Annotated in this window: 13 protein-coding genes; 11 read left to right on the top strand and 2 right to left on the bottom strand. The window is 45.7% G+C overall.

Annotated features, from left to right (window positions below; genetic code table 11):
• The first annotated feature begins 46 nt into the window (after positions 1-46).
• The 10 genes from HUU58_14240 to HUU58_14195 all read left to right on the top strand — a co-directional run bounded on the left by HUU58_14240 (position 47) and on the right by HUU58_14195 (position 9,548).
• Entirely contained in the window at positions 47-673 is a 627-nt protein-coding gene (locus tag HUU58_14240) for a hypothetical protein (protein ID NUN46833.1), read from the top strand.
• Entirely contained in the window at positions 639-1,097 is a 459-nt protein-coding gene (locus HUU58_14235; protein ID NUN46832.1) for a nitrous oxide reductase accessory protein NosL, read from the top strand. Before HUU58_14240 ends, HUU58_14235 begins: the two co-directional genes overlap by 35 nt.
• Before the next feature lie 83 nt (positions 1,098-1,180).
• Entirely contained in the window at positions 1,181-2,557 is a 1,377-nt protein-coding gene (locus tag HUU58_14230) for a tryptophanase (GenBank protein NUN46831.1), read from the top strand.
• Positions 2,558-2,594: 37 nt separating this feature from the next.
• Positions 2,595-3,794, top strand: coding sequence for a nitrous oxide reductase family maturation protein NosD (locus tag HUU58_14225; GenBank protein ID NUN46830.1), 1,200 nt, complete (start codon positions 2,595-2,597; stop codon positions 3,792-3,794).
• The gene (locus tag HUU58_14220; GenBank protein ID NUN46829.1) at positions 3,791-4,525 is read left to right on the top strand and encodes an ABC transporter ATP-binding protein; all 735 of its coding nucleotides are present in this window, start codon (positions 3,791-3,793) and stop codon (positions 4,523-4,525) included. Before HUU58_14225 ends, HUU58_14220 begins: the two co-directional genes overlap by 4 nt.
• Positions 4,501-5,292 carry an ABC transporter permease subunit gene (locus tag HUU58_14215; GenBank protein NUN46828.1) on the top strand — a complete coding sequence of 264 codons (792 nt, stop codon included), beginning with the start codon at positions 4,501-4,503 and terminating at the stop codon, positions 5,290-5,292. Before HUU58_14220 ends, HUU58_14215 begins: the two co-directional genes overlap by 25 nt.
• Before the next feature lie 3 nt (positions 5,293-5,295).
• The gene (locus HUU58_14210) at positions 5,296-5,805 is read left to right on the top strand and encodes a CopD family protein (GenBank protein ID NUN46827.1); all 510 of its coding nucleotides are present in this window, start codon (positions 5,296-5,298) and stop codon (positions 5,803-5,805) included.
• 1 nt (position 5,806) lies between these two features.
• The gene (locus tag HUU58_14205) at positions 5,807-6,178 is read left to right on the top strand and encodes a hypothetical protein (protein ID NUN46826.1); all 372 of its coding nucleotides are present in this window, start codon (positions 5,807-5,809) and stop codon (positions 6,176-6,178) included.
• Positions 6,179-6,430: 252 nt separating this feature from the next.
• Complete coding sequence (locus HUU58_14200) at positions 6,431-7,222, top strand: FixH family protein (protein ID NUN46825.1); 792 nt, start codon at positions 6,431-6,433, stop codon at positions 7,220-7,222.
• 88 nt (positions 7,223-7,310) lie between these two features.
• Positions 7,311-9,548, top strand: coding sequence for a TonB-dependent receptor (locus HUU58_14195; GenBank protein NUN46824.1), 2,238 nt, complete (start codon positions 7,311-7,313; stop codon positions 9,546-9,548).
• Between the two features lie 10 nt (positions 9,549-9,558).
• Here HUU58_14195 and HUU58_14190 read toward each other — a convergent pair whose 3' ends face one another.
• Positions 9,559-10,779, bottom strand: a complete 1,221-nt coding sequence (locus HUU58_14190) for a DUF3999 family protein (GenBank protein NUN46823.1) — start codon at positions 10,777-10,779, stop codon at positions 9,559-9,561.
• Positions 10,772-13,102: a DUF2339 domain-containing protein gene (locus HUU58_14185; protein ID NUN46822.1), complete on the bottom strand. Its 2,331-nt coding sequence runs from the start codon at positions 13,100-13,102 to the stop codon at positions 10,772-10,774. Before HUU58_14185 ends, HUU58_14190 begins: the two co-directional genes overlap by 8 nt.
• A gap of 252 nt (positions 13,103-13,354) precedes the next feature.
• Between HUU58_14185 and HUU58_14180 the strand changes: the two genes are divergently transcribed.
• Complete coding sequence (locus tag HUU58_14180; protein ID NUN46821.1) at positions 13,355-15,346, top strand: carbohydrate-binding domain-containing protein; 1,992 nt, start codon at positions 13,355-13,357, stop codon at positions 15,344-15,346.
• Positions 15,347-15,623 lie beyond the last annotated feature (277 nt).

Below are 15,623 nucleotides of genomic sequence, written 5' to 3'. Positions count from 1 at the left end.
GGGAGGCTCAAAAAACCTCCCCTTTATTTTCTTTGTAAGGTGTGTTATGAATAAACGACAAAAAATACTGATTGCGGTGGCTTCGCTTATACTGACCGGTATATATTTTACGCCGCTTTGGAAAATCACGCTTGATGCGCCGCAATATCCCGAAGGGCTCGGTCTCTATATTTGGGTCAATAAAATCAGCGGCGAAAATCAGCACGACCTCAGAACTATCAATGGTCTCAATCACTATATCGGCATGAAAGAAATTACGCCCGAATCCATACCCGAACTTAAAATCATGCCCTATTTTGTAGGTTTTTTGATTCTAACGGGGCTTTTAGCGGCGTGGATTGGAAAACGAAAAATCCTTGGCGTATGGGCGTTTTTATTTTTGGCGATTTTGATCGCAGGTTTGGTGGATTTTTATTTGTGGGAATACGACTACGGTCATAATCTCAACCCGCATGCGGCGATCAAAATTCCCGGTATGAGCTATCAACCGCCGCTTATCGGAAGCAAACAGCTTCTGAATATGCATACGACATCGCTACCGAGTATCGGAGGCATTCTGGCAGGATTATCATTTTTGATCACGTTGTATGTTCTTTTCGTATCACGTAAAAACACGTCCATCACGGAGGAAAAAAACCATGTTGCGGTCAAACCGATTCCCGGCGCTGCTTAGCCTGTTATCATTACTGGTATGGTCTTGTACGTCCGGGCCCGAACCCATCGCCTATGGACAAGACGAGTGCGCCCATTGCCGTATGGGCATTACGGATCGCCGTTTTGGCAGCGAGTGGGTAACCGAAAAAGGAAAAATTTACAAATTTGATTCCATCGAATGTTTGGTGAAGTATTATCATCAACAAAAATCAGCCAACGATCAAGGTACGATCTGGGTGACGACCTTTGATCAGCCCGAAACGTTTATTCCGGCCAAAGATGCGCGCTATCTGCGCAGCGAAAAAAGACCCAGCCCGATGGGTTTGTTTCTCTCCGCTTATAACGGGAATATAGCCGTCGAAAATGCACAGAAAGAAAACAGCGGCGACATTATGAGTTGGGAACAACTCAAAGCTTACATAGAAAAAGAAAATCGTTTTTAAAATATGACTTTTGTCAGAAAAAAAAGAAGCATGAAAATTTATATTGTGTCCATTGTAACCGAAAAACTATCAGGAAAACGACAATGAAACACAATGTTATTATTGAACCTTTTCGTATCAAAATGGTTGAACCCATTTATATGACGAGCGAAGAGGAACGTCAACAACTTTTGCATCAAGCGCACTACAATCCTTTTTTGCTCAAATCCGAGCATGTGCTGATTGATTTTTTGACGGACAGCGGTACGTCGGCTATGAGTCATAAACAATGGGCCGCTATGATCAGCGGTGACGAATCCTATGCCGGCGCACAAAGTTGGGAACGTCTGGAGTCCGTCGTCAAAGACCTTACCGGATATCCTCACATTCTGCCGACGCATCAGGGGCGCGCAGCCGAACGCATTCTGTACGGCCATCTGGGCGGCAAAGGTAAAGTTTTTTTGAGTAATACGCACTTTGACACAACCCGGGCCAATATCGAATTTTCCGGCGCCACGGCGATCGATTGCCCCATCCCCGAGGCGCTGGAGCCCGGTAAGCCACACCCTTTCAAAGGTAATATTGATTTGGTACAGGTCGAGTATTGGATTAAAAAATACAACGCTGAAAATATCGCTGCCGTTATCCTGACCGTTACCAATAATACCGGCGGCGGCCAACCCGTGAGCCTTGCCAATGCCCGTGCTTTGAGTGAACTCTGCGCGAAGTACAAAATTTTGTTTATCATAGATGCCTGCCGCGTCGCAGAAAATGCATACTTTATCAAACATGGCGAAGCGGAGTGTGCGCATCTTTCATATAAAGAAATTGCGCAGGCCATGTTTGATCTTGCCGATGGTTGTGTGATGAGCGCCAAAAAAGATGGGCTTGTCAATATCGGCGGATTTCTGGCATTGCGTGACGATGCGATCGCCGCAGCTTGTACCAATCTTTTGATCATTACCGAAGGTTTTACCACATACGGCGGACTAGCCGGTCGTGATATGGACGCTATGGCCGTGGGTTTGCAGGAAGTTTTTGACGCAGATTATCTCAAGTATCGCATTCGCAGCACGCAGTATCTCGGTGAAAAAATCAACGCGCTCGGCGTACCGATCATGCTACCCGTCGGCGGTCATGCGGTGTATATCAATGCCAAAGACCTGTATCCGCATATTCCCGTGGATCAATACCCCGGGCAAGCGCTTGTTTGCGAACTTTACAAAGTCGGCGGTATTCGTTGCGTGGAAGTGGGCTCAGTGATGTTTGGCAAATACGAAGCGTCCGGAAAATTGATTCCTTCGCCGATGGAACTCGTACGCCTTGCGATTCCGCGACGTGTATATACGCAAAGCCACGTGGATTATGTGATCGAAGTTTTCGATGAAATCGTAAAGAATAAAGAAAAAGTGCGCGGCTATAAAATCACCTACGAACCGAAATTTTTGCGTCATTTTACGGCGCATTTTGAAAAACTCTGATATGCGAAAATGGATCATACATAGTTTGTTGGCCGTGATGCTGGGTACGACGGTTTTTGCCAAAGCCTTGCACGTCGGAGAAGGATTTTCGTATTCGTCCGTGCGATCGGCATTGGAAGCGGCGAAAAATACAGACACGATCTTTGTTCACAAAGGACGTTATGCCGAGGGACCGCTTTGGATCCAAAAACAAGTCGTACTGATCGGCGTGGATTGGCCCGTGATGGACGGTCTCGCTACATCGGAAATCTGGCGCATCGAAGCGTCGTATGTGACTGTACGCGGATTTGTATTTGTCCGTGCAGGTATAAGTTACACGCAGGAAAATGCCGCCGTCAAAGTCAACGACGCACGTTTTGTGACGATCGAAGATAATCGGTTTGAAAAGAATTTTTTTGCGATCTATCTCGCCAAAAGCAGTTTTTGCTTGGTGCGAAATAATTTTATATCCAGCGACGGCAAAACAGAATCCTCGTCCGGTAACGGCATTCATCTCTGGTATTGCCGCGCGATCACGATCGAAAATAATGCTATCAACGGACATCGTGACGGTATTTATTTCGAATTTGTCAAATCCAGCATCATTCGCAATAATCACAGTTTAGGTAATCTGCGCTACGGGCTGCATTTCATGTTTTCTGACAGTTGTACATACACGGGTAATACATTTGAAGAAAACTCGGCCGGTGTGGCCGTGATGTACACACGGTATATTGCGATGTACGGTAATACATTTCGCCGTAACTGGGGTCCGGCATCGTATGGGATATTGCTCAAAGATATTACCGACAGTGATATTCGTGATAATGTGTTCGAGAACAATACCGCCGGCGTGCACATGGAAGGGTCCAATCGTATGACGATGCGGAGGAACCGTTTTGTACACAACGGCTGGGCGTTGCGGCTTTTAGGAAACTGTACAGATAATTTTTTTACGGAAAACGATTTTGAGAATAATGCGTTTGACGTAGCGACCAATTCGCGCAGTAACCGCAATACGTTTTCGATGAACTATTGGTCCAATTACAGCGGTTATGATCTGGATCGCGACGGAGTCGGTGATGAGCCGTATCGCCCCGTAAGTCTTTTTTCCGTGATTTCCGAACAGCATACGGAAGCGATGATCCTCATGCGCAGCCTCACGATCGTCGCCCTCGATCTGGTCGAGCGCATTATTCCGTCGCTTACACCGGCGGCGCTCATGGACGACAAACCCAAAATGGGGCGGTGCTTATGATAACAATCCAATCACTAATCAAAAATTTTGGCGAACAGCGCGTGCTCAATCGCGTCAACGCTTCGTTTGATACCGGAAAAGTCACAGCCATCATCGGACCTAACGGTTCCGGCAAATCCACGCTTATCAAATCCATACTCGGTTTGGTAACACCCGACAGCGGTTTGATCACGCTGGACGGCAAAGCGATAGCACCACAGGATGCCGAATACCGTCGGCGTATCGGATATATGCCACAGACCGCGCGGTTTCCCGAAAACATGAAAGTGCACGAACTATTATCGCTTATGGCCGATCTTCGCGATATGGTTACGGATCGCGATGAAGAGTTGATGCGTTCACTGCAGCTCGAAAGGGAAATCAGTAAAGCACTCAAACACCTCTCCGGCGGAACCAAACAAAAAGTGAATGCGTACCTCGCTTTTCTTTTTCGGCCGGATGTACTGATATTGGATGAACCCACCGCCGGGCTTGATCCCGTATCGAGTACGTTACTCAAGGATAAAATTCTCAAAGAAAAAAATAACGGTCGCACGGTGATCATTACGTCGCATGTGATGAGTGAATTGGAAGAAATCACCGATCGTGTTTTGTTTTTAAATGAAGGGTGCGTCAATTTTGAAGGTACGATCGAAGATCTGCGTCAAAAGACCGGCGAAGAACGGCTCGAACGATCCATCGCACATTTGATGAAAGGACTTGGACTGTGGACGCTCTCCAAAAAATACTAAAATTCGAATGGTACGATCAGATCCGTAATAAATGGATCATTTTGTACACGGCTTTTTTCTTTGTGCTGACCTTCGGGTTGTTTCAATTGCAAGGGGATGCAAGTCGCGTATTTCTGACGATGACGCAGATTTTGCTTCTTATCGTACCGCTGGTAAGTATGATATTCGGCGCCATGCATGTATATCACTCGCGCGAATTTATTGAAATTCTTCTGTGCCAACCGATACGTCGCAGCAAACTATTTTGGGGCGTGTATCTCGGAATGGCGCTGCCGCTGGCAGGAGGGTTTGTCGTCGGCGCAGGTGTTCCGATACTGATGTTCGGTTATAACTCGATACCGGATTGGCGAATCCCTGTAATGTTGCTGGGGACAGGTTTATTGCTAACGCTGATTTTTAGCGCGCTGGCTTTTGGTATTGCAATGCGCACAGATGACAAACTCAAAGGCATCGGTTTTGCTCTAGGCCTGTGGTTCGCTCTGGCGTTACTTTTTGATGGCATGGTGTTATACATCGTGTATGCCTTCGCCGACTATCCGTTGGAAAAACCGCTGATCGGCATCAGTATGCTCAATCCCATCAATATTGCGCGCTCGATGATACTGATGAAAATGGATGTTGCCGCGATGATGGGTTATACAGGGGCTGCGTTTAAAAAATTCTTTGGCGGTTCTCTCGGTGTTATTGTATCTTTGGCGGCCTTGGTAGGATGGGCTGTGATACCGTTATTTGTTGCCAAGCGACACTTTTTAAAAAAGGATTTCTAAATCATGTTGACCGGTTATTTTATATCCGTATTTCTGCATATTCTTTGTGCCATGATTTGGGTGGGCGGTTTGATTTTTTTTGTGATTGTGTTTGTTCCGCTTCTCCGCAATCCGGATTATAAAAATGTGGCACCGAAAATCGTATTATGGGCCGGAGAACGTTTTCGTTTTTGGGGCTGGATCGTATTTGGTTTGCTGCTCACTACCGGTTTATATAATGTATTTGCCCGAGGGTATTCCTGGGGTGATTTTTTTAAATCCGAATTTTATGACAGCCATTTCGGGCACACACTGGGAATTAAAATCACGCTGTTTATGCTGCTATTAGTGCTTGGCGGTTTGCATGATTTTTGGCTTGGACCCAAAGCCACCCGTATGTGGCGCGATACCCCGGATCATCCGTCGGTACCCGGACTGCGCAAAGCGGCGTCTTGGATCGGCCGCGTAAATCTGCTAATCAGTCTGATTATTGTTTTTTTGGCCGTCATGATAGTTCGTGGAAACCCGTGGTGATATGCGTATTTTAAAAATCAAAATACCGGCATTTCTTTTAGTCGTAACGCTATTTTCAGCAGGGTTGCCGCAGGCTTTTCGTGCTATTAGCGAAAGCAGCGTCAAAACGTGTTGCTGTTTGTCGCAAGGCAAAGCATGTACCTGCGATCATAAAAATGTCACACAAGCGGATGCGGACGCCTGCTCGATACGCAATGAAGGCTGCGGCACCAAAGGTAACGGCGAAATGCAACGCGAATCATTAATTGCGGTTCATATCCGACCGGCTATAATTATAGCCGAATTTCATTATACGACGATACTTTCCTCTTTCACGCAACCGATTTTCATTTCAAAAACGCCTTCCGATATTTTTCACCCGCCGCGTGCCTAAACTCTTTTCCAAACAACGGATGCTCGGTGCATCGTGCTTTGCAATGATGTGAGACATCCGGTTAGTTCAATGGGATCATCGAACAGATACAATGACAATGCTCTGAGTACGACCGTCAGTTACGTACCGGAGTGTGGTGTATCGTCACGATGACAGGTCAAATTTTATGCGCCCTGCAGTTAAGCTTCAAAAAAAGAAGTTTGGAGCGACGCGTGTGCGAAGTATATCAAAAAAAAATTGGGAGCGTTTATCATGTTACGTTGGTTAGCAATTATCATCATGACGGTTGTTTTTATTTCGTCTTGTGAAAAAGACAAAAATTCGTCCGATCCCGTCAACGATATGGTTTTGATAGGTCAAGGATACGATCAAGGTGTTTTGGTTTCGGTGTATTCCGAAGATACGTTGACTACCGGATATAACGCGATCTATACGCGTTTGCAGGATTCGGCGAGCGGAGAAATACTTGACGAAGGGCATATTCACTTGTCACCGGTGATGCATATGACGGAAATGACACATGCCGCACCGTACGGTAATCCGGAAAGTGAAGAAGCGGAAGAAGGATTATTTGAAGGGTATGTCGTATTTCAAATGCCGGGCAATGACATGGAGTATTGGGAATTGGAAGTGGAATTTCACGATCACCACAGCGGTAAAGAAGGTTCGGTGATGATCGAACCCAAGGTCAAATCTTCCAATCGTTGTAAAGTCGTAACGGGAACGGATGCGAAGTCGTACATTCTTTCATGGAAAAAACCGCGTGTACCGGAAGTCGGTTTGAACACATTGGAGCTGATGGTGCATGAGCGCGTATCCATGATGTCATTTCCCGATGTGACCGATGCGACTCTTGCGATCGAACCGACGATGCCGTCTATGGGACACGGATCGCCTAATAACGTAGATCCGGTGTATGTTAGCGGCGCCGTATATCGCGGAAAAGTCAATTTTACGATGACCGGCGATTGGCAAGTGGATGTCAGCATTACCCGCAATGCGGCAACCGTTGTGGAAACGCATTTTGATGTTACCGTTGATTAGTATGTAGAGTCCATGCGGCTTTCGGAGAGCCTCCCGGAAGCCGCATGATTTGAAAGTAAAAAGTTTCGCTAATTCATTGAGTGTAAATATGAAACCTATGTTAATGATCATCAAATACTGTACAGGGTTAGTTGTTTTGGTAACCCTATCCGTACAAGCTCAGGAACACGCTACGATGGTGCATGGTCGTATCGTGGATGAAGAAACCCGCGAAGCCGTGCGTTATGCGCATATACGGATGGACAGCACGGAAGAAGGTACGATAGCCGACAGCGCCGGTTACTTTCATCTTCCGCGTCATCACGGCAAATACAAACTGCGCATTTCGTGCGTCGGGTACCAAACCGCATGGGTGAGCGTGGACCATTTTAGCGAAAAAAGAATCATGCCTGTTTTTCTTCGCAGCAATGCGATTCGTTTTGAAGAAGAAGTCATTGTTTCAGCCCCGTGGATCGAGCAACAGCAGGAATCGTATTATCTTGAAAAGAAACTCAACACCACGGACGACATTCTTGAAAAAACAGACGGCCTTTCCCTGATTCGTCGCGGCAATTTCGGATTAGAACCGGCCATCCGGGGGCTAAGCGGCGGCCAAATTCAGGTGCTTGTGGATGATATGAAAATTTTTGGCGCGTGCATTGACAAAATGGATCCCGTCACGTCGTACGTCGAAATAGATAATCTCGAAAAAATCGAAGTTGCTAAAGGCGGTTTCGATATGAGCGCCGGGCAGACGATCGGTGGATCACTCAATCTCAGAACGGGCAAACCCGATTTTTCCGTACCCTTTGCCATCGGCGTACAAACCGGATATGAAAACGTATCTCATTTGCGTTTTGTGCGCTCGACCACCAATTGGTCCGGCGGTGCATGGGCCGCACGCGCGGGCGTTTCGCTTCGCAAGTCCGATGATTTCCGTGCCGGTGACGGCCGTTTGATGCATAATTCAGGATATAATAAATCCAACGTTAAAACGGATATTGCGCACCAAAACGGTAATCATACCTGGACGGCATCGTATATTCGCGATGTTGCAACCGATGCCGGTTATCCCGTTTTGCTGATGGATACCCGCCGCGCAGTGGCCAATATTTTTGGTCTTGAACACCAGTGGAGACAACCTTGGCATCATGCATCGTTTTTGAATACCAAAGTGTATTTTAACATGGTGGATCATGATATGGATGACTACGACAGAGATGTCACGGCACGTGATTTTATGCCGAATATGTATATGCCGATGTACGGCAATACGCGTACGATCGGTTTTTCGAGCAATCTCTATACCGGCGACAATATTCAAGGCATCAAATGGGTTGTGGATTTTTATCGTATGACGGCGTTTGCCGATATGGATATGCAAAGTTTGGATCCCGAGGTTTCGCCGATGTACCTCGTCAATATCGGGTCAACGCATGTTTATAACTACGCCGCCGCCGCCGAATACCGTCGTTTGTTAACGGAAAAAATTGTTTTCAAATCATCATTCCGTTTGGATTATTCCGTTCGTTCCCTGCATGATGATATCGGTCGCCGGGAGTTGGAAGGATATTGGAACCGGACGCACCTCAATACATCATACATAACTTTTAGCGCCAGTGCGGCTGCGGAATGGCAAATGATGGCCGATCAAAAATTGCGATTAGCGCTCGCACGGACGGCGCGTACGCCGACGCATATCGAGAACTATGGTTTTTATTTTTATAATGTGTCCGATGGATTTATTTATACAGGCAATCCCAATCTCAAACCCGAGATCAGTTATCAATCGGAACTGTCGTACGAATACAAAACGGATAAGCATATTTCCAAAGCGCAGATTTTTTACACACGGATTGATCGCTATATCGCAGGTATTACCACCGATACGCTGTTCAAACAAATTGAAAACGTCCATCACGCGGATCTTGCCGGTATCGAAGCGTCGCATTTTCGAAGTATTACCAATACCATCGCATGGCAGATTACAGCCTCATACCGTTACAGCCGCGTAAGTGCATGGGATGAACCGATGCCCGGTATGGCGCCGCTTGAAGTTTTAAACAGTGTGCGTTGGGTGCCGGGTTCGTATTGGTTTGAATTGTCTAATAAAACGGCCGCTTCACAAAACCGTTTTGCCAAACAACAGGCGGTTGAACATCGCACGCACGGTTTTACCTTATTTACAATCCGAGGCGGTATAAAAGTGAATAAACACGCGGAATTGCAATGGGGTGTAGAAAATGTTTTGGATACCGATTACCGTGAACATGCCAACATTCAAAAAATGCCGGGACGCGGAAGAAATGCATATTTGACACTACAGTGGAATCATTGGGCTAAGTGAAAACCGGTTTTTATTTCTCCTTGATCAAACCCATCGCCATCCATCCGAGTATTACCGCGGCTACGATAAGTAATAGCCATATCCACCAGTTTTGACCAAACGTTGTTACGTTGTTCGCACTTTGCAGGCTATAACTTACACCGGCAGAAATTATCGGTAAAACCGAAGGTATCGTTTCCTGAAAATAAACGACATCATAACGCGGGGCTTGATCATTCTTTTTTCCAAAGGTCAAAACGTAGCGTGTGTTTTTCTCCAACTTAGCGGCTAAGTAGGTTCGTTCGGCTAATGCAATCGCGTTCGTAATTTTCAAAGGTTGATCGTTGTGATTGTGGATGATAAGCTTTATCGCGGAAGCGCGTACTGACAAGTTGCGCAGGATGGCCGGTTCCAAAGAACTGACTACACCGGATGAAACAGGGTACCACCAGGCGTTGTTTCTGTTACGACCGCCGATACTGTCGCCGCGCGCCAGTACATCCACCGACCGATAAAAGTCTCCCGTGTTGGAAAAACGTAATTGTAAGCGATCTACCGACGATGGATTTTCAAATTCCATAATCATTTCCGTCGTATGGGCGGTATGGCTTTCTGTTGTCGTTGTCGAGGTTATACGTAAGGTGTCCAATTCGGCCCAATCCACGGTATTCTCGGTAGCTTCAACATGGACCGTACCGAGTTGGCTCGCGTCACTCAGTTGTAATCGTAAATACCGAAAATTGGTTTCTGTAAAACGAAGTGTGGTATAGCGATATGAAATATCTGAATTTTGAATTCCGAAAATACGTTGCGGTTCATCCGTCGCGAGACGTATCCAGTTTTTTTGATCATCGCTGCCTTCGATGATAACGCCACAGTTAAAATTAATTGCTTCCGGTGAAAACGTCAGAGTATTGATGATCTTTTTTGAAGGTTGTGACAGCGTGAGAAAAAGTGTACGGCCCGAAATGCCGCGATTGATAGTGTGAACCGGAATTTCTTTGGTACGCATACGATCTTCACTTTTGTGCACCAAGTACGGTGTCTCCAGCGTATCATTTTTGCGAAAAGAAAACAGCCTTACGTCGGCTTTGTCCCCGCGCATCTGTGCTAGCCACGAAGGTAAAATGTGCAAATGATGCCAGCCGTTTTGCCGAACGGAGTCCAAATCAGCGGCCATGCGGTAGGAGGAAAATTGTCCGTACGCTGTAGTGCCGGACACGATTAATAAAAAAAGGAACAATCTACGCATTTGTTTTTTCATCGCCCGTGATAATGTGTTTGAATTTTTGATATAAGAAGGAAACCAATAACAAGATAAGCCCCAGAGGAATAAAAAGAAGAATTCGGTTAAACGAACTAAGGTTTTGCATGTCGTAAGTATAAATTTTGACGAGCGTGAGTGCAAATAAAGCGATCGCGAAATAACGCATCATACGGTGGCGTTTCCATATACCGATAGCGATCAACGTCAGAGAGTAGATGCCGAATAATATGGTAAATCCGATGCGATATACTTGTGTTTCAAGTAGTGAAATATCATCCGCATGGGTTACGAGCCAGGCATTTTTTAATTCGACGGACAAGATGATAATCACGCAGATGTTGATGATGACGTGCAAGGGTTCGCTAAACTTGGGTTCTGCCGCTTTGGCATAGGATGATATTCCGTATAAAAGTAATCCTACGGCAGACCAGACGCCAAACCGGATAAGCATCGAAGAGAAGCCGACGACAAAAGGATATTCACCGGGCGGAGCAATATAAAAGCTTCTCAGTGCGCCCATGGCGTCTACCGTCTGTGTCAACACAAGGATAAGATAAAAGCCCGCTAAAACGGACGCCACGATAAAGCCTTTCCAGTCCTTATAAAAACGACGGCTCAAAACCGTGAAGGCATATAAAAACAATCCGGCGTATAAACTAATCCATGCCGTATTGTAATATAAGAACGAAATGTCGGCACGGGCGATATCATGCCAATCGGTGTATGTTTGTCGGTATAGCGATTGGAAATAAAAATGAATTTCATACGCAAAAGCAAAAAACACGGTCAGCGCTGTTAAACCAGAAATTATCATCAAACCGATACGATCTATTTGGGATGGGGCTGCATTCTTGGTGACGTATGACGGATGAAAAATAATGTATTGGGAAAAAGCAAACGCACCGATGGCCCACAGTGCACTCAGGAAATTGAGATTGAAAACGGGTTTCCATACGACGACAAGATCGGCATTAACCAAAACCACATGCTGCTGATCATGAATAAAACTAATGAATCCGATGCCGTATAATAGGACGGCCATGCGTACATACCAGACCTCGTTTTGTGAACGACCCATCCAAAAAACAACCGATGCGACGGCGAGCCAGAGCATGGTTACCCAATGTCCTTCTAACTGAACGACAATAGCTATAGCCGTAAAAATAAGCGTCATACCTGCTACGGCGAGCACCAAAGCGCGCTCTCCGTTTTGGGTTTTTCGTAAATAATAACCAAATGCGATATGTGTCGTCGCGATGCCCATCGTAAATAATCCCTGATATGCACCGTGTGATACCGAATCCAAAATACCGTATCCGACGCCATAATAAACAAAACTATTTCCCAGCAGACGGATGATATCGTATGCCGCGAAAGGTTCTTTGGAGCGGATTTTGTATGCAATAAAGAGTAAATAAAATTTGATATAAAATAATGTGCTGAATCCCAACGCGATAGGGAGTTGTGTTTTTTCGTCATAACGATCAACCAACCACGCCGTAAAAATAGCCCATGTCAAAACAAATGCCGTATGATTCATGATGCGCCAGTTTTTACGAAAACCAAGTATCAAAATACCGGCATTGACCAAAGTGATGTATGAAAGCAGAATTAAAATTTGTCCGCTTTGGGTGCTTATCAAAAAAGGCACGCCGTAGGCGCCGACAAGGCCCATCACGCCGATGATCTGGCGATCATAGCGTGTAGCCGCCAGTACGGTAAAGATCGTGAGCATAAGCATCATCACGAAAGCCGCCCATTGAGGAATCAGAGCGTAAAAAGAAAAGGCTGCAAACACGCTAAAATAAAGCGTTGCCATGCCGCCGCTCAACAAAGCCGCAGAAAACAATTCGTACGTGCGTTTGAGTTTTTTTGCGACGACCAATAAACCGAGTCCGGACAAAATCCCGATCATGACACGCCCAATGGGTCCGATCATGTCAGCTTCTATGGCGGCGATCACCAATATGCCCAATCCGATAACCAATACGACAATACCGATGATCGTCAGAAGTTTGCCGCCGATAAAAGCTTCGATATTCTTTTTAGGTTCTTCGGCGCGGATTTTGGGTTTGGGTATTTCCGAGACGGCCGGTTTGGCGATAGTGTAAGCCGTTGTAACCGGAGTTGGTGAAACGGTATGTGATTTTTCTTCAACCGTAAGCGGTGAGGACGCGGGATGACCGTCTGCACGTAGTGTTTGTATTTCACTGCGCAGTCTTCCGATTTCTTGTTGGGCTGCGATAAGTGTATGCGTGATATGATTGAGCCGTTGTTCTAACGCTTCAAGAGATTTGGGATCAGCCATGATGGTATTCCGGATTGAATGTGAATCATCCAACGTACAAAAAAAATTACATCGCCTCAATATTTAGTTATGTGAACGGGCAATGTCTGTGTTTATTTTGTTTGGAAATTTGTGTTAAGCTTAAGACATTGCCGACGGGACGAAGCGGTCAGAGTAATCGTAAAAATCAAACTTCTTCACTTACCGAGCATCGGAATGATGAACACGGGTGATTCAAATATTCTTTCCTTTCACGCATTAAAAGAGAAATCTGTGGTACGCATGCAGAGGCTTTTGGTAATCATTTTTTTTGCTCTGACAGTAACGGCATTACAAAATTGTGATGAGCATCGTAGTCGTAACAGCAGCGAAGATGACTTTTTTGGTCATACATTGGATACCACTTTTGCTCATGCTGTTACGATAGCGTATTCCGACTCTTCGATTTCGGTTAGTAATCCGTTTGATACGTTAGGTGTCACAATTTCTATAGACGGCGGTGACGTGGTAGTGAATTCCACGATTACGGGAACGGAAATCCAGTATGTCTTATCCGGAAAAATTTCCGACGGAATATTCAAAATATACAGCGCTTACAAATTTGGTTTGGTTTTCAACGGGGTAAGTATCACTAATGATAATGGGCCGGCTGTAAATGTGCAATCGAGTAAAAAAGTTTCGGTCAACATCGTCTATGGTACCAATAACCGATTGATAGACGGTGCGTCCTATGTTACCACGACCGAGGATCAGAAAGCGGCGCTGTTCAGCGAAGGGCAGCTTAGTTTCAGCGGTACCGGTTTACTAAAAGTGAAAGGGAATTACAAACACGGCATTGCCAGTGATGATTATATTTATATCAAAGAGAGCAGTATAGATATTGTAGCCGTGGCTTCCGATGGTGTGCACGCCAATGATTATTTCGCTATGGAGAGCGGTTACCTCAATATTGTTGCCTCCGGCGACGGCATCGAATGCGAAGAAGGATTTATCGCTATCCTTGGCGGACGCATCACGGTCAACTCCATAGACGAAGGCATCACCGCGTCGTATGAAGAGGGAGATATATCCGTCACACCGTACATACAAATCACCGGCGGTACGATCCATGTCACTACATCCGGCACTAAAGCACATGCGATAAAAAGCGAAAGTCACACTACTATCAATAGTAACGAAACCATTACACTCACGGTTTTAGGTCCGGGTGCTAAAGGTATCAAGACCGGCGGTAATCTTACATTGATCAACAATAGTATCACGATCACGACCGGTGGTAATGCTTATTATGATGGATCGGCTTCGGATATTGTTTCCTCATCGGGGATTGATTGCGACGGCCATTTTCTGATGGAACAGGGGACGGTTACCGTTACCAGTTCCGGTACGGCGGGTAAAGGTATAAATATAGACAGCACGATGGTGATGAATAACGGGACGATCAGCGTTACCACTACCGGTGCCGGCTATATCTATGGATCGTTGACGAGCGAAGCCAAAGCGATAAAATGCGATGGCGCAATAACCATCAATGACGGTACTATCATGGTTTCATCCGCCGATGACGGGATAAAATCCGAAACCGCGTTGACCATCAATGGCGGAACAGTTACGGTGACAAAATCCTATGAAGGTTTAGAAGCGCCTTTTGTGACGATGAATAACGGGAATGCATCGGTTACAGCTTCGGATGATGCAGTCAATACGACCTATGGAAACGGCGGCGAAGCGGTTGACGGTAGTTTGTTAACTTTTGCCGGAGGCACGATAGCGTTGAATTCATCGGACGGTGATGCGATCGATGCCAATGGAAACATAGAAATGACCGGCGGTGTGGTGATCGCGCAAGGGCCAAAGGTATATCCGGAAGTGGCTATTGATTGTAACGGAAATTTTAACATTTCCGGAGGTTTGCTCATTGCATCGGGACCTAATGCCGGACCAATGATCGAAGCGACGAGTACGACATCTACACAATACACGGCTTTGATAAAAATAAACAGCAATGTATCGCCGGGCCGTTTATTCAATATACAGGATTCCGAAGGAAATAGTTTGGTCACCTACGCACCCATAAGGGTTGCTTATTACTTCGTATTTTCATCACCGCTTCTTCAAAATGGAGCGACCTACAAAGTGTTTACCGGCGGTAATTGTACCGGAGCAACCGTGACAAATGGATTGTATTCCGGCGGCACTTATTCCGGTGGAACGCAAAAAGGCAGCTTTACAATCTCATCTAAAGTAACTACAGCAACATTATAAATTGCATTTGATCGCACCGGCCAGCATCATAACAAAAATCATATTATCATCAACCTTCGCTGTATGAAGCGGAGGTTTTTTTATGTGATGTGATAGACGACTTAATAATGATTACGAGTTACACATTAAATATAAAGGCACGGGGATATTATTTTTGTATGCGGATTTGCAAGGGAATAATAACTATCTCGGCAAGGTAATAATGTCCTAATATAGCAAAGTAGAAATGTCGTGTTAGAAAGCCGTATTATTGTCTCCTAGTGAAGGAGGCAAGTAT

The sequence above is a fragment of the bacterium genome (assembly GCA_013360215.1).
Classification (GTDB): Bacteria; CLD3; CLD3; order SB21; family SB21; genus JABWCP01.
The sequence above is the reverse complement of the archived record's forward strand: the minus strand, read 5'-3'. Positions and strand labels throughout refer to the sequence as shown.

Bases quoted from the DNA above. Each gene is read 5' to 3' on its own strand.
- HUU58_14240 (NUN46833.1), top strand. From the start codon at position 47: ATGAATAAACGACAAAAAATACTGATTGCGGTGGCTTCGCTTATACTG.
- HUU58_14235 (NUN46832.1), top strand. From the start codon at position 639: ATGTTGCGGTCAAACCGATTCCCGGCGCTGCTTAGCCTGTTATCATTA.
- HUU58_14230 (NUN46831.1), top strand. From the start codon at position 1,181: ATGAAACACAATGTTATTATTGAACCTTTTCGTATCAAAATGGTTGAA.
- HUU58_14225 (NUN46830.1), top strand. From the start codon at position 2,595: ATGCTGGGTACGACGGTTTTTGCCAAAGCCTTGCACGTCGGAGAAGGA.
- HUU58_14220 (NUN46829.1), top strand. From the start codon at position 3,791: ATGATAACAATCCAATCACTAATCAAAAATTTTGGCGAACAGCGCGTG.
- HUU58_14210 (NUN46827.1), top strand. From the start codon at position 5,296: ATGTTGACCGGTTATTTTATATCCGTATTTCTGCATATTCTTTGTGCC.
- HUU58_14205 (NUN46826.1), top strand. From the start codon at position 5,807: ATGCGTATTTTAAAAATCAAAATACCGGCATTTCTTTTAGTCGTAACG.
- HUU58_14200 (NUN46825.1), top strand. From the start codon at position 6,431: ATGTTACGTTGGTTAGCAATTATCATCATGACGGTTGTTTTTATTTCG.
- HUU58_14195 (NUN46824.1), top strand. From the start codon at position 7,311: ATGAAACCTATGTTAATGATCATCAAATACTGTACAGGGTTAGTTGTT.
- HUU58_14190 (NUN46823.1), bottom strand. From the start codon at position 10,779: ATGCGTAGATTGTTCCTTTTTTTATTAATCGTGTCCGGCACTACAGCG.
- HUU58_14185 (NUN46822.1), bottom strand. From the start codon at position 13,102: ATGGCTGATCCCAAATCTCTTGAAGCGTTAGAACAACGGCTCAATCAT.